This window comes from Paenibacillus sp. PAMC21692 (assembly GCF_014303795.1).
Lineage (GTDB): Bacteria > Bacillota > Bacilli > Paenibacillales > Paenibacillaceae > Pristimantibacillus > Pristimantibacillus agaridevorans.
The window spans coordinates 4150502-4172547 of the sequence record NZ_CP060293.1 but is presented as its reverse complement, the minus strand read 5'-3'; the positions used below and the strand labels follow the sequence as shown (position 1 = coordinate 4172547).

17 protein-coding genes are annotated in these 22046 nt (G+C 51.7%); 7 read left to right on the top strand and 10 right to left on the bottom strand.

Annotated features, from left to right (window positions below):
- The 6 genes from H7F31_RS16345 to H7F31_RS16320 all read right to left on the bottom strand — a co-directional run bounded on the left by H7F31_RS16345 (window position 1) and on the right by H7F31_RS16320 (window position 8154).
- Window positions 1–1650, bottom strand: coding sequence for an extracellular solute-binding protein (locus tag H7F31_RS16345; RefSeq protein WP_187105062.1), 1650 nt, complete (start codon window positions 1648–1650; stop codon window positions 1–3).
- Between the two features lie 53 nt (window positions 1651–1703).
- Window positions 1704–2603: a carbohydrate ABC transporter permease gene (locus tag H7F31_RS16340; protein ID WP_187105061.1), complete on the bottom strand. Its 900-nt coding sequence runs from the start codon at window positions 2601–2603 to the stop codon at window positions 1704–1706.
- A gap of 46 nt (window positions 2604–2649) precedes the next feature.
- Window positions 2650–3618: an ABC transporter permease gene (locus tag H7F31_RS16335; protein WP_397374594.1), complete on the bottom strand. Its 969-nt coding sequence runs from the start codon at window positions 3616–3618 to the stop codon at window positions 2650–2652.
- A 253-nt stretch (window positions 3619–3871) separates the two neighbouring features.
- On the bottom strand, window positions 3872–6142 hold the full coding sequence (locus H7F31_RS16330) for an AraC family transcriptional regulator (RefSeq protein ID WP_187105060.1): 2271 nt from the start codon (window positions 6140–6142) through the stop codon (window positions 3872–3874).
- A gap of 695 nt (window positions 6143–6837) precedes the next feature.
- Window positions 6838–7419 (bottom strand): P-loop nucleotide/nucleoside kinase family protein, encoded by a 582-nt coding sequence (locus tag H7F31_RS16325; protein ID WP_187105059.1) that lies wholly within the window; start codon window positions 7417–7419, stop codon window positions 6838–6840.
- 12 nt (window positions 7420–7431) lie between these two features.
- Entirely contained in the window at window positions 7432–8154 is a 723-nt protein-coding gene (locus tag H7F31_RS16320; protein ID WP_187105058.1) for a metallophosphoesterase, read from the bottom strand.
- Between the two features lie 231 nt (window positions 8155–8385).
- Between H7F31_RS16320 and H7F31_RS16315 the strand changes: the two genes are divergently transcribed.
- The 7 genes from H7F31_RS16315 (at window position 8386) to H7F31_RS16285 (ending at window position 16539) form a co-directional block, all read left to right on the top strand.
- On the top strand, window positions 8386–9855 hold the full coding sequence (locus H7F31_RS16315; RefSeq protein WP_187105057.1) for an arylsulfatase: 1470 nt from the start codon (window positions 8386–8388) through the stop codon (window positions 9853–9855).
- A gap of 269 nt (window positions 9856–10124) precedes the next feature.
- Window positions 10125–10919, top strand: a complete 795-nt coding sequence (locus H7F31_RS16310; protein WP_187105056.1) for an ABC transporter permease — start codon at window positions 10125–10127, stop codon at window positions 10917–10919.
- Window positions 10895–11719, top strand: coding sequence for an ABC transporter ATP-binding protein (locus H7F31_RS16305; RefSeq protein ID WP_261800446.1), 825 nt, complete (start codon window positions 10895–10897; stop codon window positions 11717–11719). Before H7F31_RS16310 ends, H7F31_RS16305 begins: the two co-directional genes overlap by 25 nt.
- Before the next feature lie 21 nt (window positions 11720–11740).
- The gene (locus H7F31_RS16300) at window positions 11741–12814 is read left to right on the top strand and encodes an ABC transporter substrate-binding protein (RefSeq protein WP_187105055.1); all 1074 of its coding nucleotides are present in this window, start codon (window positions 11741–11743) and stop codon (window positions 12812–12814) included.
- Window positions 12815–12886: 72 nt separating this feature from the next.
- On the top strand, window positions 12887–14419 hold the full coding sequence (locus tag H7F31_RS16295; protein ID WP_187105054.1) for a sensor histidine kinase: 1533 nt from the start codon (window positions 12887–12889) through the stop codon (window positions 14417–14419).
- Complete coding sequence (locus H7F31_RS16290; RefSeq protein ID WP_187105053.1) at window positions 14385–15107, top strand: response regulator; 723 nt, start codon at window positions 14385–14387, stop codon at window positions 15105–15107. Before H7F31_RS16295 ends, H7F31_RS16290 begins: the two co-directional genes overlap by 35 nt.
- Before the next feature lie 13 nt (window positions 15108–15120).
- Window positions 15121–16539, top strand: coding sequence for a sulfatase family protein (locus H7F31_RS16285; protein WP_187105052.1), 1419 nt, complete (start codon window positions 15121–15123; stop codon window positions 16537–16539).
- A gap of 155 nt (window positions 16540–16694) precedes the next feature.
- On the opposite strand, the gene H7F31_RS16280 is transcribed toward H7F31_RS16285, so the two are convergent.
- The 4 genes from H7F31_RS16280 to H7F31_RS16265 form a co-directional block, all read right to left on the bottom strand.
- Window positions 16695–18329 carry an extracellular solute-binding protein gene (locus H7F31_RS16280; protein ID WP_187105051.1) on the bottom strand — a complete coding sequence of 545 codons (1635 nt, stop codon included), beginning with the start codon at window positions 18327–18329 and terminating at the stop codon, window positions 16695–16697.
- 69 nt (window positions 18330–18398) lie between these two features.
- Window positions 18399–19301: a carbohydrate ABC transporter permease gene (locus H7F31_RS16275; RefSeq protein WP_222622754.1), complete on the bottom strand. Its 903-nt coding sequence runs from the start codon at window positions 19299–19301 to the stop codon at window positions 18399–18401.
- Between the two features lie 44 nt (window positions 19302–19345).
- Window positions 19346–20287, bottom strand: a complete 942-nt coding sequence (locus tag H7F31_RS16270; RefSeq protein ID WP_187105050.1) for an ABC transporter permease — start codon at window positions 20285–20287, stop codon at window positions 19346–19348.
- A 231-nt stretch (window positions 20288–20518) separates the two neighbouring features.
- Entirely contained in the window at window positions 20519–21910 is a 1392-nt protein-coding gene (locus tag H7F31_RS16265) for a sulfatase family protein (RefSeq protein WP_187105049.1), read from the bottom strand.
- Between the last annotated feature and the right edge of the window lie 136 nt (window positions 21911–22046).

Here is a 22046-nt window from a genome sequence, read left to right as displayed (position 1 = left end):
TTACCGGAATTGACCGGCGTCGATCGCTTTCTGTTTTTCGTCCAAAATTTCCTGGTAGCCGGCTTCGAGGTAACGTTTCTTGGCCGCCTCGTATTTCGCGTCGAATTCGGCTTCCGGCGCGAGTACGATATTCAGATACAGCTCTTGAAAGAGCGCGTTCAGATCGGCCTTGTATTCGTTCACCTTCTCCAGCACGACGGTGAACAAGGCATCAGGCGTCCGGTATTGCGCCGTCTCGTCGCGGTATCTGAGCAGATCCTCGGCCAGATATTCGTAGCCTGCCGGCGCCCAGTTCCGCAGGTTCGCCTTGCGCGTCAGCTCCGGAGTCCCGTAAACCGGCGTTTCCGTCACGAGCGCCCAGTAGTCCTTGTTGTTATTCTGCGAAAGCACGGACTCGCCCTTGAAGTCCGGCGTCTTCACCGGCAGACCATCCGCGTCGAGCGTGTAGTTCTGGCCTTCCACGCCGTTTTGGAACAAGAACAGATTCTCCGGTTGGCTCATCCATTCGAGGTACATCCAGACCGCCGCCCGCTCCTCCGGCGTAGACAAGTAGTTGATGCCCATAATGAAACCGAACGGCCAGTATGCCCGGGCTTGCGGCACTCCGCCTTCCGGAATGCCCGCGAACGGCGGCACGACGGCGAATTCGGCGCCAGGATTGTTTTTTAACGTCGCTTCGAAAACGTCGGTATTGCTGGCGAGATAAAGCCCGTACGTGCCTGTTCTGCCTGCTACGAACTCGGACTTGATCTTGTTGTCGTCATCGCGAAGATAAAATTCCTTGTCAATGAGGCCATTGTTGAATTGGTAGTTGAGATTGCGCAGCCATTCCTCGGAATCCTTCGTCGTCAAGTCCGCTGCGGCGAGGTCGGAGTAGAGAGCGCGGTATTTCGGATCAATCGGCCAGTCGCGGAAAGCATAGCTATAATTGTAGTTGTTGCGCGTGAGCGAGCCGCCAAGCACGCCGAGTCCTGCTTCCTTCCACTTCGCGAGCATGTCGTTATATTTCTCCAGCGATGTCAGATCCTCCACCTTCATGCCGACCTTTTCTACCCAGTCTTTGCGGATAAGGGAGACGTAGTTGTCCGTATCCGGACGGGCCGCGAAGAAAAATGTATTTTTGCCGTCTACAGCGCCGTATTGCTGGATGGTCTCGCTCAAATTGCCCCAATAAGTAGGCGCATAGTTGGCGATCTCCTCCCAGTCGAGCTCCTGCATAACGTCTTCGCCGTAATACGCAAGCGCCTGCGGCATATCGTAATGGAATATGATATCAGGCGCCTTTTGAGCGGCCAGAAGCTGCTCGAAATCCGTTACTTCGTTGTTGCGCGTAATCGGCACGAACTTGACGTTAATGTTGTATTTGTCTCCGAATTCCTTCTGAACCCAGCGCGTGTAGTAATTGTCGGTAACGTTCCAGCCTTCGAAGGCACGCTCGTAGACCGGGATTTCCAGATTAACCTTCTGCGGGAAGCCTTTCGAATAATCCGGGAAACCTTCGCTTGGCTGCTCCGTGCTGCCGCTTGTCGCGGTCGGAGCCGGACTGCTCGTCGCCGCGCCGCCTCCGTTGTTATTGTTGGAGCAGGCGGCCAGCAGCCCCGTGCTCATGATGACGGCCATGGACATGGCCAGCACTCTTCTTTTGCTCATCGTTATACCCCCATATTGTCGTATTCGCGAACTAGGCACGGCAGGTTAACCTTTTAACCCTTGACGGACCCCAGCATGACGCCTTGCACAAAATATTTCTGGATAAACGGATACACGCATACTATCGGCAGCGTCGCGAACACCACGACGGACGCCTTAAGCACTTCCGGATTGCTGAGCTGCACGGTCGTCGCCTCCAATTGGAAGCTCTCGCTCGCTTGGATAACGAGATAATACAGCTTCAGCTGCAAGGGACGCAGATCGATATTGTACTTGATGTAGAACAAGGCATCCTGATAGGCGTTCCAGCGTCCCACCGCGTAGAAAAGGGACAAGGTCGCCAAAATCGGCTTGGAGAGCGGCAGCACGACGCTAAACAGAATACGGAAGTGTCCCGCGCCGTCGATTCTCGCCGATTCCTCCAAGCTGACGGGAATGTTGCTGGCGATGGAGCTCCTTAGAATCAAGAGATTAAAGGCGCTGAACGACAGCGGAAGAACGAGCGACCATATCGTGTCCAGCATCCCCAGACTGTTGATCAGCATGTAGTCGGGTATGATGCCCCCGCTGAACAGCAGGGTGAACACGCAAAGGAAGGTCAGCACCGCGCGTCCCTTCAACTGAGGACGGGACAGCGGGTAAGCCGCGCAGATCGTGACGATCATGCCGAGTATCGTAAACAAGACGGTCACGAGAACGCTTACATATAGCGAATGCAAAATGCTTGCATCCGCAAAAATTTTGCCGTATGCCTCCAGCGTAAAGCCTTGCGGAACGAGAAATACCTTCTGGGCGATGACATAGGCATCGTCGCTAAGCGACTTGGCAACAACGTGAACGAACGGCAGCAGGCAAGCCAGCGATGCCATCAGCACGAAAAGGCGAATCAGCCATTCCCAGACGTCGATGCGATGGCGCCGGGATGCCGCGGGCGGTTTCCCCCTTGCTTTCATGCTAATCCTCCTTTCTTGAACAACTTCTTTCTAGAACAACCTCTTGTTAGAACAGTCCGTCTTCGCCCAGCTTCTTGGCGATCCGGTCGGCGATGACGACGAGGATAAGTCCGATGACCGCCTGGAACAAGCCAAGCGCCGTCGCGCGGCTGAAGTCGCCGCTTTCGATGCCCCAGCGGTAGACCAACACCGGGATCGTTGTGGTGAACTCGGTCGTCGCTTTGTTCGCCAGACCGATGATTCTCTCGAACGAGCCGCCCATGACGTTGCCGAGACTCAAGATAAGAAGCGTGATGATCGTCATGCGGATAGATGGAATCGTCACGTTCCACATTTTGCGCAGCCGCCCCGCTCCGTCCATCGTCGCCGCTTCGTAAAGCTCGGGATTGACGCCGGTAATAGCCGCGAGATAAATAATCGTGCCCCAGCCCATGCTGTACCACACGCCGATCGCCAGATAACTGAACAGCCAGTTGGTATCCTTCTGCAAGAACGGAATCCGGTCCCCGCCCATCTGCTCAATCAGATTATTGATCATGCCGCTGCCTTCTCCGAGCAGCTGGTAGGCGATGGCGCCGATAATGACCCAGGACAGGAAGTGCGGCAAGTAGAGCAACGTCTGGTTCACGCGCTTAAAAAGCGTGCCCCTAATCTCGTTGAGCAATAACGCAAGCACGATCGGCATCGTGAAGCTAAAGAGCAAATCCAGCACGTTGAGCAGCAGGGTGTTGCGCACGGCCTTGAAAAACTCGGGCTTGGCGAACAGCTCCTGGAACACTTCGAGCCCGACCCACTCGCTTCCCCAAAACCCTTTTGCGATTTTGTACTCTTTAAATGCCAGCATCAGTCCCGACATCGGCGCATACTTGAAGAGAAGGACGAACGACAGCGGAATCAGCAATAGCGCATAGAGCTGCCAATCCCGGCGAAGATAATAGAAAAGACCCCTTTTTATGCCTGCATACCGTATGGAAGCGGTTGTTGGTTCCACCTCCGCAGTTCCTCCAGCTTTCAAAGTTTCACCTCCTTTTGACCCGACTTATCCGGTCGCATTCCGACTGTGGTCCGCTTCGGGATTGCTCTAATCATAGCGCTTACATTTTGCGGCGGTAAATCATGAGGTTTGATTATCGCCCTTCACTTTTGATCTTTCCCTTGATTCTGCGCGCTTCTTGGGGTGGCTTATGATCAATTCTGATAGGCCATGAGCAAAAGTTAAGCTGCCTTCCCTGGCCAAGACGGCTTAAGGAGGCAGCTTCGGATGGGTTTTATGACGTCCGGCACTTCGAAGCCTTGTAGCCGCTCGGCGGCATACCCTCGAACTTGCGGAAAAATCGGTTGAAGCTCTGCACGTTATAATAACCGACCTCGGCGGCGATGCCCGCGATCGTAAGCCCGGGATCCAGCAGCAGTTCCTTCGCCTTTTCGATGCGGAGCTGATTGAGGTAGTCGATCAGGCTCTGGCCCGTCATCTCGTAGACGATTTTGCGCATATAGGAATAGCTGATGCCGATCTCCTTCGCCATCTCCTGGAAGACGATATCCTCGCGATAGCGTTCCTGGAGATAGTTAATGATCCGCTCGCCGTGCTGATTGGTTTCTCCCGGCGTGCGCGCCAGATACTGCACGATTTCCCTGCAAAAATCGTAGACGTACTCTTCGAGCTCGTCAAGCGTGTCGATGGAGGCGAGCGCCGCGTAAATGTTGCCTCTTCCCGCAAAAATTTTGGCCGTGCTGACGTTGTTCTCTCTCAAATGTTTGATCGTGACGCCCGTCAATTGATGATAAACGAAAAGAATATTATCGTAGGAGACGTATTCGGCGGAGCGAATCTCGTCGCCGATCGCTTTTAATTCCTTCGCGATGCTGTCAAGGTCTCCCTGGTCCAAATAATTGAGCATGCGCCTCTCGCTGTTGGAAGGGTAAATATACTTTTTGTCGCGTCCGCTCTCCTCCTGCCAATACTGGATGCTTCCGCTTCCGACAAGCATGCGCTGCTTGATGGCCTCCGACGCCTCCGCGACGCGGTCCATCACTTCGCGGCTCTCCTCCGCTGGACTGCTCACCCCGATCGTGACGGAATGATCCAGCAGCTCGGCCGCCTTGTCGCGGATCGCGGAGAGCGCGTCATTGATGTCCGCGCTGACGCTGTTTCGCTCCGATTCGCCGTAGTTGATCACGATGACAAAGCAGCCGTCTCCCCGATAGACGCTGCGTGCCCGAATGCCTTCCTGGAACAGGCTGTCGCAGTGCGTTGTCAGCAGATAGCGGTGGTAGCTCCTCGTCTCGGGATTCGTCTTGCCGACGTACACCCGATACCGGTCGATGGAGACGACAGCCGCCAGATAATAAGGGGATGGGAACAACTCCGCAGCCTGCAGCGTCGGCTCTCCCCGGATCAAACGCTGCACCGCCATGCTACGGGCATCCTGCTCTCGCATCTGCAACAGCTCGTTAAGCCCTGCCTCCTCTTCTCTCATCCGCTTGAAAGCGGCATCCAGAAACGCCAGTTCGTTCCGCCCCTTGACCACGACGTCGTCGCGCGACCGCATTGAACGGACCAGCTCTCTCGCCGGCTTGGATACCCAGGTAGCCAGCAAGACGCTGAATACGGTACCCGCCAATATGATGACGCCGGTCAGCAGCATAATATTGCGCTGCATCCCATGCGAGCTGACCATCAATTCTTCGACGGAGTGAATGTTCAGGCTGGTCCAGCCGTACCGGCTCGACTTGGACCACGTATACAACATCCGCTCGCCGGCGTTTCCTCGGATGACATAACCTTCCCTCTCGTTCTGCGCGAGAATACCTGATACTACCGTATTCTCGCCGACATTTCGAAGCAGCATGCCCTTGTCGCTGTGCGTGATGACCGTACCATCCCCGTTCAACAGCATGTAACCGCGCTGAGCGGTGCCGGAGGAGCGAAATACGTTGTCGATCTGGTTCTCCTTCATGTTAACGACGATCGTTCCCCTCGTCGTCGTCGACAGCCGATTAAGCGGAAGCACGTACGAGATGACATATTCGCCCGAATCCAGTTTCCGCGGATACCACACGCCGCTGATTCCCCTCTGCCCTTCCAGCGCGTCCTCCAGCCAGTCGATGGATTCGAACGACTCCAACATCTTGATCCCCTTGTCCGTCGAGACGACGTAGTCGGCATCCCCCAGGTGGAAGAAGGAAGAGTGCACGCCTTCGCCATTCCGGTTCAGGTTCAGCAATTGCTGCAGCACGGCTCTCGCGTTGGTGACCGTATCGAAGCTGGAGTTCAGTTCCTCGAACGTCTCGTACGGCCGAATGCGATCGAAAATGTGGGTGGCCGTCAGCCGCACCGTGTTCTGGGCCAGGTTGTTCAGCGCGTTTTCGTTCAGCTTGCGGCTGGCGTCCAGCCCCTCCAGTGTCGACTCCGCTATGGCCTGCTCGGAATTTCGCAAAATCTGTTCCCCGCTGTACCAGGTCAAGATCGCCGTCGGCACGGCCATAATGCAAAATAAGATGACAATGAGCTGCAACATCATAGGTGTACGTTTCATATAAACCCCCCCATGAAATTTTTTGCCAATGCCCGGTAAGGTAAACGCTTACATTTGTGCGTATAATCCTTTCTCTTTTGAAAAACGAACGCTCTCTATCCTACTCTCTTTCGATCTCCCTCGATTCACAGCTACCATTATCTTACAACCTTTGCTTTGATTCGGACAATATAAGATTAGTGCCCAATCATATAATAATATCGCTGTTTTTTGCGAATACAGGCATGCAAAATAACCTTCCACTACCCTTCATGAGACTGGATCGTTATCCGACGCCAACCTCTAACCGGGAGCAACTGTAACGGAACTGAAAGACGTTATTTCGGCAAAAAGCGGCACTTCGCAAATCGAATGGAACTGACAGCCCTTATGTTAGGCAAAAGTCTGCGATTTGCCTGAATTTCTTACGAATAACGTCGCAGAGTTCCGTAAGATTCTAATATCACGCCAAACGGTCCATATAAGGGCCCACATTTCCGTTAACAGATTGGCGATGATGGATTGCAGCTTCATTTCCCGTTTTGCAAACAATGAATCGACGGCCTCACACACGACTTTGTTTGCGACAAGGCGAAGAAACCTGTAAATGATTAGTAAGAATTTCGGCGCTCTTCCCGCTTGTTGGCTTAGGTTTATGTCGAAAAAATCGTACAAAAAACCACCTTCTAGAGGCAGCGCAGTTTCATAAAAATGACCTAACCGATAAAACGCTCCGCCAACGCCAGCTTCTGTTCCGTCAATTCTTCGGAGTTATCGAAATAAAGGACCGACGACTCTGACAGCGGCCATTGCACGGCTCGCGGAACGAGCGACTTGCTGAAAGCTTCCCAATTGTCCAGCTTCCAAGCATCGAGCATGGATCCTCTTTGCAGAATGCGTGCCCGATAATGGCTGTCGTCGGGGAGGCAGACAAAAATGACCTTCACTTCCACGTCGTTCAACGTAGCGCCTATCCGCGACAGCTCGTTTGCCAGCCATGCAGGATCCTCCGTCTCTTTGGTGAACGGTCCGATGACAAACGCATCGTTGCCAAGCTCCACGTTCTCAAGCGCGGCATCCATCGTCAGGCGGTAGCCCAGGTCCCTGCATCTTGATTTGTAGAGCTCGGAATCGCGATCGTTCGGGTCGAGTCCCGACAACGTCATGATGGCTTCGGCGGCTGGACGGAGCAACGTATCCATGTCGAACAGCGCGGTACGGCTTCTTTTTGCCAACTCCTTCGCCACTGTCGTCTTGCCCGCTCCCGCCCCGCCCAGGAAAAAAACAAGCTTGCGCATCCAGTCTCCTCCTTAATCCACGCTTTTTAGGCTTGCGTACGTGTAGTCCAATGCATCGCTAATGATCAGGGCGTTAAGCTGGTAGCCGAATTTAATGCCGCCGTCGATGCCGATCATTTGTTTCCCGAACCAGGGATGGAACATCTTCTCCCCATGAAGCCTCGCCGTCACTTCATGACCGAACACGATTTTTTTGGAGATAGGCAGAATTCCGTCATAAGCATGGAACACCCCTCTTATCCACCGAAAGTCCTTCGTGGACGTTTGACGCCAATGCCTGATCTGGGGGTTAATGCCCGCGTGTACGTAGATATGATGTTCGTCTTCTAAGAAAAATTTCAAATTTCTGAGAAAATGGATCTCCGATGCATAATTCCGCTTTATGAAGACTCGCGCTTTCTCATCGTCGTCTTCGTCTATATACCATGGACAGAAGGAACGTATGGTTTGGGTGCCGCCGTTGCGGGCTGTCGTATAGGGCGAAAGGATATAATCCTGGTTATCCAGCCAATTCAGGAACATATCGTCGTGATTGCCGCCAATGACCTTCACCCCGTTCAGATTGGCCAACGCCTTGACGTGCTGGACGACCTTAAGCGAGGACGGCCCGCCATCCACATAGTCTCCAAGCAGCACAAGCCGGTCATGAATCGCGTTATACTGAATTTGATTCAGAAGCGCCAGGAACGTCTCATAATAGCCATGTATATCAGATATGACGATGGTTCTTCTCATACCGATTTATCCCTGCCCTTCACCAGTAGTGCTGTTCCAACTTAGATCCCAAATAGTCAATTCGTTCGCAACCATTTCGACAACATATCGGTTTAATCCTGCCCGCTTATTCTGAACAAGTTTCGAACAATATGAACGTTGGAATGAAAAAACAGAATAATTTGCAGCAATCAGGCTGTGCAAAAAGGTATAATTTTTACGATGTGAATAACATGGAAAAAGGAGCACGCCATGAAACCGAATCTATTATTGATTACCGTCGACCAGATGAGATATGATTGTCTTCATTATTTGAATCACCCGGTCATTCAGACTCCGAATCTGGACCATCTGGCAAAGAGGGGCGTTACCTTTACGAGCGCTTACTCCGCGACACCGTCATGCGTTCCCGCCAGAGCCTCTATTCTGACGGGCATGAGCCAACGGAGCCATGGGCGGGTCGGTTATCAGGACAAGGTTGTCTGGAATTACGAGCACACCCTTCCTGGCGAGCTGGCCCAGGCGGGATATCATACGCAATGCATCGGGAAAATGCATGTCTACCCTACTCGCAATCTGTGCGGGTTCCATCATATCGAGCTGCATGACGGCTATATGCACTACAATCGTAATCGCGCGCGTTCCTCCGCCCTGGAATGGTGGGACTATACCGACGACTATTTGCCTTGGCTGCGAGAGCGCGCAGGCTATGATCAGGATATTATGGATCATGGACTGGACTGCAACGCATCCGTTGTTTCCAGACCATGGCATCTGGAAGAGAAATACCATCCGACCAATTGGGCCGTGACGAGGTCGATCGACTTTTTGCGAAGAAGGGATCCCGGCAAGCCGTTTTTCTTGTGGACCTCCTTTGTTCGTCCGCATTCGCCTCTTGATCCGCCGGAGGCTTATCTGAATCTGTACAAAAACATGGAATTGCCGAAACCTCCGATTGGAGATTGGGCAGAAGATAAGGATCCGGACGGAGCCGGCTTTAATCCGACGACCGGAAGAGGCCTTGTGCATGAACGCATGCGCCAAGATGCGCTTGCGGCTTATTACGCGCTCATTACCCATATCGACAATCAAATCGGAAGGCTGCTTAATGCGTTGTTCGAATTCGGAGTCAGCGATAATACCGTCATTATGTTCACGTCCGATCACGGCGATCTGATGGGCGACCACAATTTGTACCAGAAGCGGTTAGCCTATGAAGGAAGCGCCAAAGTGCCGTTTATCCTCTGCGATCCTACCGGAAGGCTGGGACTCGAAGGCGGCAAGAAAGTAACGCAAGTCGTCGAGATGCGCGATATTATGCCTACTTTGCTGGATATTGCCGATCTTGCGATTCCTGACAGCGTGGATGGAAGCAGCGTGCTGCCGCTGGGCAAAATAAGCGGAGATAAGCAGGAAGCGCAATGGCGTGAATATATACACGGCGAGCATGCCCATGGGGCAATGTCTTACCACTACACGACCGATGGGAAACGGAAGTATATTTGGTACTCCCAATCGGGAGACGAACAATTTTTTGATTTGGAGCAAGATCCGAACGAACTGCAAAATTTGATTGGGGAAGACGAATATGCGGATGAAATTGCCGTCTGGCGCAACCGGGTTGTCGAGGAATTGACAGGTCGCGAGGAAGGTTATACCGACGGCGAAAGGCTCCTTGTCGGTCAGTCGCCCCGAGATGTTCTAAGCCACGCATTAAAATGACGTAACCGTGTAATGCTTCGTCGTTGCCGTGTTAACGGGCTTCGCTTTATCCCGTTACCGGTTTCCAGGCAGCACCATAGTGCTGCTGATTCTGTATGAATAATAGGGAAACGCCAATACCCCCGACGGTATTGGCGTTTTTTTGTGAACGATAGCACTCGACGAGAGTTATTGCTAGGTTATAAAAAAGTTCATACTTTATTAACATTTGATGTCTCACGTACAATTTAGCTAGAAAGACCCAACAACATATCAAAAGGTGGAGTGGCATGGACAACAAACCCGCAACTAGACTCGGACAGATGCTTAACCGTTTGGATGGAAAAATATTTTTAGTCATCTCCCTTCTGCTCGGAATTCTCGTCTGGCAGCTGATATCGATGACGAAGGCTGGCGCCGTATTCGCCGGACCAGCCGATACGTTCGACGCCTTTATCAAAGAAGCGGCGAGCGGCAGACTGCTGGAACATATATACGCAAGCTTGTTCCGCGTATTGGGAGGGTTCTTGCTGGCGCTGGTTATCGCCATACCGGTCGCCTTCCTGATGGGATGGTATCGGACATGCAGGATGCTGGTGGAGCCGTGGATCCAATTCTTAAGAACGATTCCCCCTATCGCTTACATTCCGCTCGTCGTTGTAGCGCAAGGAGTTGGTGAAGGCGCCAAAATTACCGTTATATTCGTTGCCGCCTTTCTTGTCATGGTCGTCTCGATCTACCAAGGCGTACGGAATGTAGACGTAACATTGATCAAGGCATCGCGCGTGCTTGGCGCAAGAGATCGCGACATCTTCTTCCACGTCATTATTCCGGCCTCCTTCCCGTTTATTCTAGTCGCGCTACGACTTGGATTAAGCGCTTCCCTAACAACGCTGATCGCCGCAGAACTGACCGGAGCTCAAGTCGGACTCGGCCAGATGATTCAGGAAGCAAGCTTGTATTTCCGGATGGAAGTTCTGATTATGGGGATTGTAATGATTGGAATCATTGGATTTCTACTTGATAAAGCTTTATTATTCCTGGAGAGGAGGCTGGCGGGATGGCAGGAAGTGCGCAGCGTCTAAGGATGCCTGAACAAACAAGCTCGGGCTCAGCCAAAGTTGAGATCGATGCGATCCGGAAAGTGTTTCCGACCTCGCGAGGAGAAGTCGTCGCGCTGAATGACACAAGCTTAACGATCTCTAACAACGAATTCATATGCGTCGTCGGTCCTTCCGGTTGCGGCAAAACTACATTATTGAATATTTTGGCCGGGCTGGACGTACCTACCAGCGGCGAAGTCCGCATTGACGGCAAATCTATTCATGGTCCCAGCAGCGAACGAGGTGTCGTCTTCCAGCAGTATGCGCTGTTTCCATGGCTCACAGTGAGACAAAACGTAGAATTCGGTCTCAAGCTCAAGAGGATCGGGAAAGTCGAACGACAGTCTATTGCAGAAAAGTATATCGAATCGGTCGGCTTAAAGGATTTTGCGAACGCTTACCCGAAGGAACTGTCCGGCGGCATGAAGCAGCGTGTCGCAATTGCCCGCGCCTATGCCGTCAATCCGCAGCTGCTGCTGCTTGACGAGCCCTTCGGCGCACTGGATGCGCAGACCAGAACACAACTGCAGGTGGAATTGCTGAACACATGGGAGCAAGAGCAGAAAACCTGTTTCTTCATTACTCACGATGTCGAAGAAGCCGTTCTGCTCGCCAGCCGCGTCGTCGTCATGAGCGCCAGACCCGGGAGGATCAAATCGATTGTCCCGATCGACCTTCCACATCCTCGAACGCAGGAAACTCGCATGTCCAAGGAGTTTAACGATCTTAAAAACGAGATTTGGGGCTTGGTCTACCAAGAATATCTGGAAGCCAAAAAATAAACGAAAATGAGGGGATCGAACATGAAAAAATGGTTGACGATTGCAACGGCCATCGTTCTTACATTCGCTGTAGCAGCTTGCGGCAATTCAAATGGCAATAACGGAAACGCCGGCTCAAACGCTTCGCCGAATACAAGCGAAGCTGGAACCTCTACTGCTAGCGCAAAGCCTACCGCTGCCCCGAAGCCTGATAAGCTTCGTATTGCCTATCATCCCAATATGGGCGGTTCCTCAGCGATTATTACCGGGATCAAAAAAGATTTCTTCAAAGAACAGAACCTGGAGATCGATCTCGTTAAATTTACGAGCGGACCAACAGAGGTTGCCGCTATGCTCTCCGGAGACATTGATCTGGGATATGTCGGACACGGCGCCCACTTCCTTGCGGTGGAAGGCAAAGTGAAGATCATCTCGCTGGATGTGCTGAGCAAAGCGGAAGAGCTTATCGTCCGTACGGATTCCGGAATCGCGACGGCTAAGGATCTGAAGGGCAAGACGATTGCGACGCAGCTCGGCACCTCGGGAGAAATCGTGCTGGATCTGGCTTTGGAGAAGGAAGGCATGACCCGCGACGACGTGAAGCTGATCAATATGGACATGGCCGGAGCCGTCTCCGCGTTTATAGCCGATAAGGTGGATGCCACTATTGTCTGGGCCCCTTACTCTACAGAAATCAAGAAGACAGTCGGCAAAGACAACATTACCGTGCTCGCGAACAGCGCCAGCTTCAGCGACGAATTCGTATTCCCGTCCAGTTGGATCGTCACTCCTGATTACCTGAGCAAAAACGAAGACAAGGTTGTACGTTTTCTTAAGGGGTTGCACCAATCGATGGATTATCGCGCCGAGCATCTGGACGAGGTTGTCGAGTACGTTGCCGAATTAAATGCAACGCCGATCGAGTCGGTTCAGGAAGAAGTCGAAAGCGGCGTTTGGATGACCGGTACGGAGGTCCGCCAGCTGTTCGCGGATGGAACTGCTAAAAAATGGTATGAACAACAGCAAGAGCTGTTCCTGTCTACCGATAAGCTTGAGAAAGGGGCGCCCGTCGAAAGTTACGTCACCTTCGACCTGATGGCTAAGGTTGTCGAATAACTCCATTTTACTTGTGATAGAATAGTAACGGCGGCTCTTCGTCGTTACTATTCTCTATAGGGGCTGGATTGCATGATTTTGTTTATTCTAGCCGTTATGACCGTAACCGGCATACTCCTTGTATCAACCAACATGAAATCCTCTTCCACCTGGTTGACGGGTTGCTTCGCGGGCAGCGTCTTGCTGATCGTCGGCTTTATGTATTATTTTGCCAAGAGCGGCGGGCTGCCCTATCGAATGGAATTTATTTTTTTTCTGCATCCGGATATTCATCGTTTTTTTCAGTACTCTACCATTACAATCGACGAGATGAGTCGTCTTCTTTCGATCGGACGCGCCGTCTTTTTATTTTTTTTGGCGGGATTCGTCCTCAACGTCAGCTCCTTCTTGCGTCCAAGAAGCACAATGATCGCTTACGCTGTTGCCTTTCTGTTCGCGCTTGCCAGCTACCTGCTTTATGAACCCGCCATTTACGCACGTTTAACGGAGCATGCAACCGACGCTTTCCATAGTCGAACGGCATTTATTGTGCGGGCCGCGTATTTGATTTACGAGCTGCTGCTGCTGGCCATGCTCGTCCGCGAGCTCGGCAGAATGAGGACGCCCTGGCTTCGGAACAAATTTATGATCGTGTTCGTCACTGTCGTCAACCTGGCTGTCATCTTTTTGCTGTTCGGCGTGTTTTCCCCGTTGCAAGTCAGCCATGCCATTTCGACCACTTATTTTTATATGGGCTCACTCTATTACAACAGCATGTTTGCAGTCTTTCAGTGGTACTTGCTTATCGGCATAAGTTTCATCATAACGATCTTTGGCGCCCTCTCTCTATGGAGATATAATAAGCTGATTGGTAAGATCGGCAAACCGGAGATGCTAGTAGAGAAAAAAATTCGCCAGAGCGATATGGGCGTACGCGTCTTTACCCACGGGATTAAAAATCAAATTCTTGCCCAGCGCGTGCTGATTCGCAATCTGAAGAAACGAATGGCTGAAGCAACCGAAGCCGATCATCATGAAGGCGTTCCATCCCAGCATCTGGTTCAGATGAACGATATTTTAGAGAAGCTGGCTTCCGGCAATGACCAGATTCTGCAGCGAATGGACGAGTTATACGGCGCTTTCAAGACGAATCGGCTACGGCTCCGTCCGACGGGCATTCATTTGATCTATGAGCATATTCTGCCGAAGCTGGATCCCGAGCAGCGCGCCCTGCTCCATGCCAAACCGTTCAAAAAACATCTGATTTTGGCCGACCTCCCTTACCTCGCGCAGGCTGTCTATAATCTGTTATCCAATGCCTTTGATGCGGTACAGGACAATTATAGCGTTGGACGCGAACCTTATGTCAGCTTCAACAGTTATTCGGCCGGTAATTATGTCATTATGCAGATTACAGATAACGGGATCGGCATAGACAAGAGTCAGCGCCACCAAATATTCGATCCGTTCTACACCCGCAAAAATTCGGATACGAACTGGGGACTGGGCTTATCATATGTTCAGCAAACAGTGAAGGTCCACTTCGGATATGTCCGGTTCGACAGCAAACCCGGGGAGGGTACGACATTCTATGTTTACTTACCCATCTACAGATCCAATGAGTAACCGCGGGCCTTTGCGTCCCATTAAGGTCGCCGTAGCCGAAGACCACGATATTCTCAGACAGGATTTCTCGGAGATGATCGAGAACCAGCCTGGACTGGAATGGGTAGGCGCCGCCGCTACCGGCAACGAGGCTGTCGAGCTTGCGCAACGGCAAGAGCCGGATATTATGTTGATGGATATCGAGATGGAGACCCATCAGGACGGCATTGAAGCCGCAAATCGATTGTCACTGCTGAGGCCGAACATCGGGATCATCTTCTTGACCGTGCACGAAGACGAGGAAACGATCTACAAGGCTTACACATTAAGCAATGCAAGGGATTACTTGGTGAAGTCGGCCGAACACGACGAAATCATTCGATGCATTGAATCCGCTTATACCGAGCAGCAGCATGGTTCCTCCTCCATGTCCTCCAAGCTGAAGAGCGAATTCTCAAGACTAAAGCAGACGGAGAGCAAGCTGATCCGCTTCATGGGCATCTTGTCCCAGCTTACGCAGGCCGAACGGGAAATCATCAAGCTTTTGCTCGCGGAGAACAAGGTAGAGCATATCGCAAGGATTCGAATGGTGGAGACCGTTACGATCAAATCTCAGATCAATACGCTGCTCAAAAAATTCGGGATGAAACGTACCAGAGAAATTGTAGGTTTAATTCATGAATTGAATGTCGCTTTTATATTCGAGTAGAGGTGAAACGACTATGACGAAAAATAAACGTCAACCAAACATTCTATTTATTATGTCGGACGATCACGCTTCACACGCCATGAGCTGCTATGGCAGTCGTATCAATAAGACGCCCCAGCTCGACCGGATCGCGAACGAAGGCATCCTGTTCGACAATTGCTTCTGCACGAATTCGATCTGCTCCCCCAGCCGGGCTGCCATCCTGACGGGCAAATACAATCATCTGAACGGCGTCAGGTCCATCGAGGACGAGCTGGATGGCAGACAAATGACGTTCCCTAAGCTACTTCAGGAAGGCGGTTATCAGACTGCGATGATCGGGAAGTGGCATCTCGGTCACGGCGGCAATGCCGACCCTACAGGCTTCGATTATTGGAGCGTCGTCCCTGGACAAGGAGAGTACAACGATCCCCACTTCTACGAGATGGGCGAGCTGAAACAATTCGAAGGTTATGCTACCGATCTGATTACGGACTTCTCCATGGACTGGATGGACAAGCGCGACAAGGATCGCCCTTTTCTACTCATGTGCCATCATAAGGCCCCGCATCGACCTTGGGTACCTGCGGCAAAATATGCAACGTTATACGAGGATGTGGATATTCCGGAACCGGAAACCTTCTACGATGATTATTCCACACGCTCCAGAGCCGCAGTCGAGGCAAAAATGCGTATTGACAGTCATATGAATGACAAGATTGATCTTAAGGGATCGCCTCCAGCCGGACTCTCCCCCCTGGAGGCCAAGCAATGGAGATACCAACGGTATATCAAGGACTATTTGCGCTGCATCGCGTCCATCGACGAAAGCGTCGGACGCCTGCTCGACTATCTGGAAGAGGACGGCATAGCCGAAGATACCATCGTGATTTATACCTCCGATCAAGGTTTCTTCTTAGGCGATCATGGCTGGTACGACAAACGGTTTATGTATGAGGAATCACTTCGGATGCCGTTTATCGTCCGCTATCCGCGCGAGATTCGAGCGGGATCGAGAACGGACGCCATGACGCTCAACATTGACTTCCCGGCGACATTCTTGGATTACGCCGGCATTGCGGTTCCCGAAGAGATGCAAGGCAGCAGCCTCCGCCCCATCTGGGAAGGAGCGGGAACGCCGGGGAATTGGCGTACTTCGATGTACTACCGGTATTGGATGCATCTGGATGAGCATCATAATGTCTATTCGCATTACGGAATCCGGACGGATCGCTATAAGCTCATTTATTATTACGGCGAAGCGCTGGGAACGTCGGGTTCGATCGAAGAGAGCCGCCCGCCGGAATGGGAGCTGTTCGATCTGGAGCTGGACCCGTACGAGCTGAATAATGTTTACCGTCACGAAGAATACGCGGATATCGTTAAGGCGCTCAAGCAGGAGCTCCGCAGCCTGCAGCTCGCTGTGCAGGATGAACCCGTTGAAGAAATTTAACGACTGAATCAGGAACCAACCGACAATGGCGGTGCAGGAGAGCCTCTCCAGCACCGCCATTTCTAATTGCTAAGTATTTCCTGGTCAAGCAGCAGTTTAATTGAATACAAGCCATTCATGAAGGTATCCCTCCTTGAATGGCCTGCTGATTGAAATTATTCGATACCTTCCTCTTTCGCCTTCGCATTTACTTCTTCGATCATTTTGTCAAGGCCCTTGGACTTGTAGCCATCAACAATCTTCTGCCACGCTTGCTCCACCGGCTCCTTCGCCAACATGACATTCAACAAATCATCATGATCGAACACCGTAAAGCTGTCCTTGGTCGGAGTTGACATGTAGGTCAGGCGAATATCGTAGTCCGGCACTTTCGTGTTGGCCAGAATCCAGTCAATGTAATCGACCGCATCTTGTCTAAGACCTTCATCGGCAATAGCCGGATGGCTAATATCATAACGATCCGATGTTTCGTATGCAACCAAGTCTCTCAGGAAGCCGGTGGCCGGATATTTCTCGACATGAGGGATATCCGTCAACATAACCTTCTGGTCGCCCTCGACTTTGTAGTCTACGCCCTCTTTGCCATACGTGATGAGTGCTTTGCCTTCCGGGGACAGCACGTAATCATACAAAGCCAGGATACGATCCAGCTTCTTCGGAGCAATCTTGCCGCTGAAGTAGCTTTCGGACCAATACGTTTTGAAGATGGCGTGATGTCGCTCTCCATCAGGTCCTTCCAGCGGTTTCAACACTTTAACCACTTCCGAGATATCCTTATCCGGGTAGCTGGCAGCCCAACGTTTCGTATTGATGTTCAAGTCCAAGTTAATGAATCCGCCGCCGGACAACATCGCAGCCGCTTTACCCGAAGCAAACTTGTCGTATGCGATATCCGGACTTGTAAGGGCGATGTCGGGGTCAATCAGATTATTGTCATACATATCCTTCATGTTCTGAAGGGCAGGCAATGCGTTTTTGGAGAATACGGCCGGAATGAACTTTCCGTCTTCCTTGATCCATTTGAAATCCGCGCCGCTGCCGTCGCTTGTGGCGACCGGGTTGCCGTACAGCCAGAAGAATCCGCCGAGCATCTTCACTTGAGCCGCCGTCAGCCCAGTCGTTTTCTCGCCTTCCGGATCTGCTTTCACGATCGCGTCCAGCATGGCCTGGAACTCATCCCAGGTTTCCGGCTCTTTCGTAATGCCGGCGGCTTGCGCCAAATCCCAACGATAGTAGACGACGCGGTCGAGCGCGCTCCAGTCCACGCTTGGAAACATCCTTCTTGGAATCGTGTAATGCTCGCCGTCAACCGCAAGTCCCGCAATGTCCGACGTCTGGAAATACGCCTCCAGATTCGGAAACTTTGCTAGATCCGGCAGTGGAGAGACGACGCCTTGATCCACCCACTTGCGTTGGTATTGCGTACCGATCGCGTCGATGGCGAATACATCCGGCAGTTGTCCAGACGCTGCCCACATTTGAATCTTCTGACCGTAGTCATCCCAGGTCGTATTGACCGGCTTAATGGTAATGTTGAACTTTGCCAAAATTTCTTGGACGATCGGATCATTTTTGACCTTTGCCATCTCCGCTTCTACATCCCAGAAAGCTACGGAAATTTCCATCGGGTCCTTGTATGGATTATCCTCTCCCGCCGTCTCCGCATTCGTCGCCGCGGGCTTCTGGCTCGCAGCAGGCTTCTCGTTCCCGTTGCCGCTACAAGCCGCGAGAACTCCTGCGAACATGCTCATACAAGCTAGAATGATGCCAACCTTTTTAAATCCTTTCATTCTTGAATCCTCCCTTTTCGTTATTGTGAAGCTTTTTTTAGGATAGGACAAGCATCTATGTGAATTCCCTTATCCTTTAATGGAGCCCACCAGTATTCCTTTGGCAAAATGTTTCTGCAAGAAAGGATATACCATGAGAATAGGCAAACTTGAGATGACGATCGTAGCCATCTGCAAGGCCGGCGTGTACACCTTGCTAGAGTTGCTATCTGCCGCTTGTTGGGCCAGCGTGTTCAGCAACTGGTTGCTTGTAATGAGCGTTTCCCGCAAGTAGATCTGCAGCGGCGTCTTGGACGAAGCGCTGATGAAGATAAGCGCATACCACCATTCGTTCCACCGCTCCACCGCGTAGAACAAGCCGAAGGTTGCGATGAACGGTGCCGAAATAGGCAGAATGATCTTGAGCAAAATGTACAAGTCATTCGCTCCGTCGAGCTTCGCTGATTCTTCGAGACTTTCCGGAATCGTGCCAAAGTAGTTTTTCATAATGATTAAGTAAAACGTATTGAGACCTGCAGGAATGATCATGACGAGAATATTGTTGACTAGCCCCAGATCCTTGACAATAAGGTAGAACGGAATGAGCCCTCCGTTGAAAAACATCGTAAACAGGATCAGCGTCAGCATCCCGTTCCTGCCCGGCATCCCTTTCTTGGAGAGCGCGTAAGCGCCCGCAACCGATATCGTCATGCTGAACAATACGCCAACGACGGTTACGATAACCGTATTGAACACCGAGGACCAGAACTTCGCATCGGACATGATGACCTTGTATGCCGTTAGATCGAAGGATAAGGGCAGCAAATAAAGATTATGCTGGCTAATGACCTCAAATTTCGCGAAAGAAATGATAATCACGTTGTAGAATGGGAAAAACGTGATGAGAGACAGCAGTCCCAGCAGGACGTAAACTGTAAGGTCAAATGGGCTCATCCTCTTCCTCTTCAGCTCATGCGTATGTGATAGCTTCACTGTCGACCCCCCCAAGCTGTAATTTAATTGCGTGTTCAAATTCTTTAATAAAGACCTTCTTCGCCCATGCGCTTGACAATCGTATTGGCCAGGACTAGAAGCACCAAGCTGATAACGGATTTGATAAGACCTGCCGCCGTCATGTAGCCGAAATCCCCGCCAATCTGGAAGGATGTCCTGTAGATATACGTATCGACGACATCAGCTACCTCATAGACCGGCGAGCTGTACAGATTGAAGATTTGCTCGAAGCTCGCGCCTTGCGTGAGCAGCTGGCCTACATGAAGAATAAGCAGGATCGCGACCGTACTTTTAATGCCCGGCCATGCGATATGCAGCAGACGCTTGAACCGGTTCGCTCCGTCCATCTCGGCCGCTTCGTACAGCTCGGGGTTAATGCCTGCCAGCGCGGCCAAATAAATAATGGAATCCCAGCCGACTTCCCGCCACATATGCGTGATATATAGGAGAGGCCTGAAGGTCTCCTTATCGGTCAAGGGAGCGATGGAATCGAATCCGAAAGCCATTATGATCTGGTTGAAGACGCCGTCGCGGCTTAGAATGCTCGTAATAATGCCCGCCAATACGACCCAGGAGATGAAGTGAGGAAACGTAAGCACCGTCTGAAAAAATCGTTTGGCTGTATTCCTCGAAAATTCGTTTAATAGAATGGCTAACACGATGGGCATCGGGAAGTTGATAAGCATCTTCATTAAGCTGATGATGATCGTATTTTTGAATGCCGTCTGGAAATCAGCGTCGCTCCAGATTTTCTGGAAATGCTCGAAGCCGATCCAGGGACTGCCCAATATGCCGCCGCTGTAATCGAACGTCTTAAACGCCAGCGTCACGCCGTACATCGGTGCGTAGGCGAACAGCGCGTACCATGCGAGGACAGGTATAACCATCAGATAAAAGTATTTGTGCTGAAGCATCGTCTTCCAAAGCTGCTTCTTCGTTGTTCCAACGCTCGCCCCGCTGCGCATTAGAAGTCACTCCTTACTATTCTAGTTTTATAAACCCGGTAAACCCTTTCCGCTTTTTCAGTATAGAAGGGACGGTGAACGCGGGGTATGGACATATCCAACGTTCTATGTGGACTCCGCTATGAAAGTGCTTTCAAGCATTTTCAATCACATAATCCGACATAGGGGACATACATAAATCCATACTCGTACAAAAAAAAGCCGGCGCTCATGCGCCGACCTTCCGCTCCGCTATTGGTCCTTCCAGCTTCGATATTCCTCGGCATGCAGCGGTCCGCCTTCCTTCATGACCGTCCATAACGGATCGGTATCGCAATCCATGGACGCCATCATGTCGTCATGCCATTCGTTAAGCAAATAGACGGCATCCTTGCATACGTCACGCCGCTTCTCTGACAGATTTCGCTGCTCATAAGGATCGTCCTTCAGATGGAACAGCATTTCCTTCGGAAATCCGTGATAACCGTCGTGATAGGACCGAATGTAGAGCCAATCTTGAAATCGAACGCTTCGCTGACAGACATGGGCGCATTGCGTCAGTACGAGATAGTCTCTGCCGGATTGGGATGTGCCGGATATGGCGTCCGCATAGCTGATGCCATCCCAGCGCTCCGGATGTTTCGCGCCAACGAGATCGGCCAGCGTCGGCGCCAGATCCAGATGGTAATGCAATCCCTCGTTCTTCACGCCGCGCGTACCGCCAGGCCATCGGAAAATCATCGGGATGCGGCAGGTTCCCTGATCGGCCGTGCCATGCTCGGAATAGATGCCAAGCTCGCCCAAGTTCTCTCCATGGTCCGCGCTGATCAGAATCGCCGTCTCCTCCAAGACGCCGAGCTGATCCAGCTGCGACAATACTTGTCCAATATGCTCATCCATGTAACGAATCGCGCAGTCATAATTGTCGATAATCTGGCGGATGTCTTCATGGGACTCGATCTGCCGATCATGCCTGCTCCACTTGTTGTAATGCGAATTCGCCAGAGCGTTCATATTCGCGATACTATGCTGTCCCTCCTTCTGCAGATGGGACTGGAACACCTCCTCCGTAAGCCATTCCGGCAGCGCATCCTCCGAGAAGGGATGGCCGTATTGATCCGGTACCCGGTAAGGCGTATGAGGATCCCAGAAATTCAGATGCAGAAACCATTGATCCGACTGTCCGTTATCTTGCAGCCACTTCAATGCGGTCGGCAGCACCTGATGCGCCGACTCCAGGCCGTTCTCCCCGATATTGTGCACCTCGTGGAAGCCGGCATTGAAGGTCCATGCGGAATGCCGGTCGGCGAACGTGCTGATCGTTGCCGTCTTGTAGCCCGCTTCCCGCAGTACGAAGGGAAGGCTCTCCCGCTTCAGCCGGTCCTCGAAGCTTCGGCTCGGTCCATCCCGCCGCATGTCCGCAGCCGTGCCTCCATGGCCTGCGACGCCGGTATGAATGCCGAATCGACCTGACATGAGCGCCGTTCGTGACGGCAAGCATGGCGCGTCGGAGCAATAATAGTTAGTGAAGACCACGCCCTCTTCCGCTATGCGATCAATGTTAGGGGACGTTTGACGATGATAGCCGTAGCAGCCTAGATGGTCGGGACGAAGTGAATCCAGATCCAGATAAAGTATTCTCATATGGTTTCGCTCTCCTTCGCTTATGGATAATAGCTGGATGTTCGTTAGATGCCCGCAAGCCCAGAAATGCCTGATTGTATATTTCCATCATGTATTCATCCATATTATAATGAACATTTAGAATCGTGCAGTATAG

Excerpts from the sequence above, each read along its gene's own strand:
- H7F31_RS16315 (WP_187105057.1), top strand. The coding sequence starts at position 8,386 with ATGAAACCGAATCTATTATTGATTACCGTCGACCAGATGAGATATGAT.
- H7F31_RS16265 (WP_187105049.1), bottom strand. The coding sequence starts at position 21,910 with ATGAGAATACTTTATCTGGATCTGGATTCACTTCGTCCCGACCATCTA.
- H7F31_RS16285 (WP_187105052.1), top strand. The coding sequence starts at position 15,121 with ATGACGAAAAATAAACGTCAACCAAACATTCTATTTATTATGTCGGAC.
- H7F31_RS16300 (WP_187105055.1), top strand. The coding sequence starts at position 11,741 with ATGAAAAAATGGTTGACGATTGCAACGGCCATCGTTCTTACATTCGCT.
- H7F31_RS16280 (WP_187105051.1), bottom strand. The coding sequence starts at position 18,329 with ATGAAAGGATTTAAAAAGGTTGGCATCATTCTAGCTTGTATGAGCATG.
- H7F31_RS16345 (WP_187105062.1), bottom strand. The coding sequence starts at position 1,650 with ATGAGCAAAAGAAGAGTGCTGGCCATGTCCATGGCCGTCATCATGAGC.
- H7F31_RS16310 (WP_187105056.1), top strand. The coding sequence starts at position 10,125 with ATGGACAACAAACCCGCAACTAGACTCGGACAGATGCTTAACCGTTTG.
- H7F31_RS16290 (WP_187105053.1), top strand. The coding sequence starts at position 14,385 with ATGTTTACTTACCCATCTACAGATCCAATGAGTAACCGCGGGCCTTTG.
- H7F31_RS16340 (WP_187105061.1), bottom strand. The coding sequence starts at position 2,603 with ATGAAAGCAAGGGGGAAACCGCCCGCGGCATCCCGGCGCCATCGCATC.
- H7F31_RS16270 (WP_187105050.1), bottom strand. The coding sequence starts at position 20,287 with ATGCGCAGCGGGGCGAGCGTTGGAACAACGAAGAAGCAGCTTTGGAAG.
- H7F31_RS16330 (WP_187105060.1), bottom strand. The coding sequence starts at position 6,142 with ATGAAACGTACACCTATGATGTTGCAGCTCATTGTCATCTTATTTTGC.
- H7F31_RS16325 (WP_187105059.1), bottom strand. The coding sequence starts at position 7,419 with ATGCGCAAGCTTGTTTTTTTCCTGGGCGGGGCGGGAGCGGGCAAGACG.
- H7F31_RS16305 (WP_261800446.1), top strand. The coding sequence starts at position 10,895 with ATGGCAGGAAGTGCGCAGCGTCTAAGGATGCCTGAACAAACAAGCTCG.
- H7F31_RS16295 (WP_187105054.1), top strand. The coding sequence starts at position 12,887 with ATGATTTTGTTTATTCTAGCCGTTATGACCGTAACCGGCATACTCCTT.
- H7F31_RS16320 (WP_187105058.1), bottom strand. The coding sequence starts at position 8,154 with ATGAGAAGAACCATCGTCATATCTGATATACATGGCTATTATGAGACG.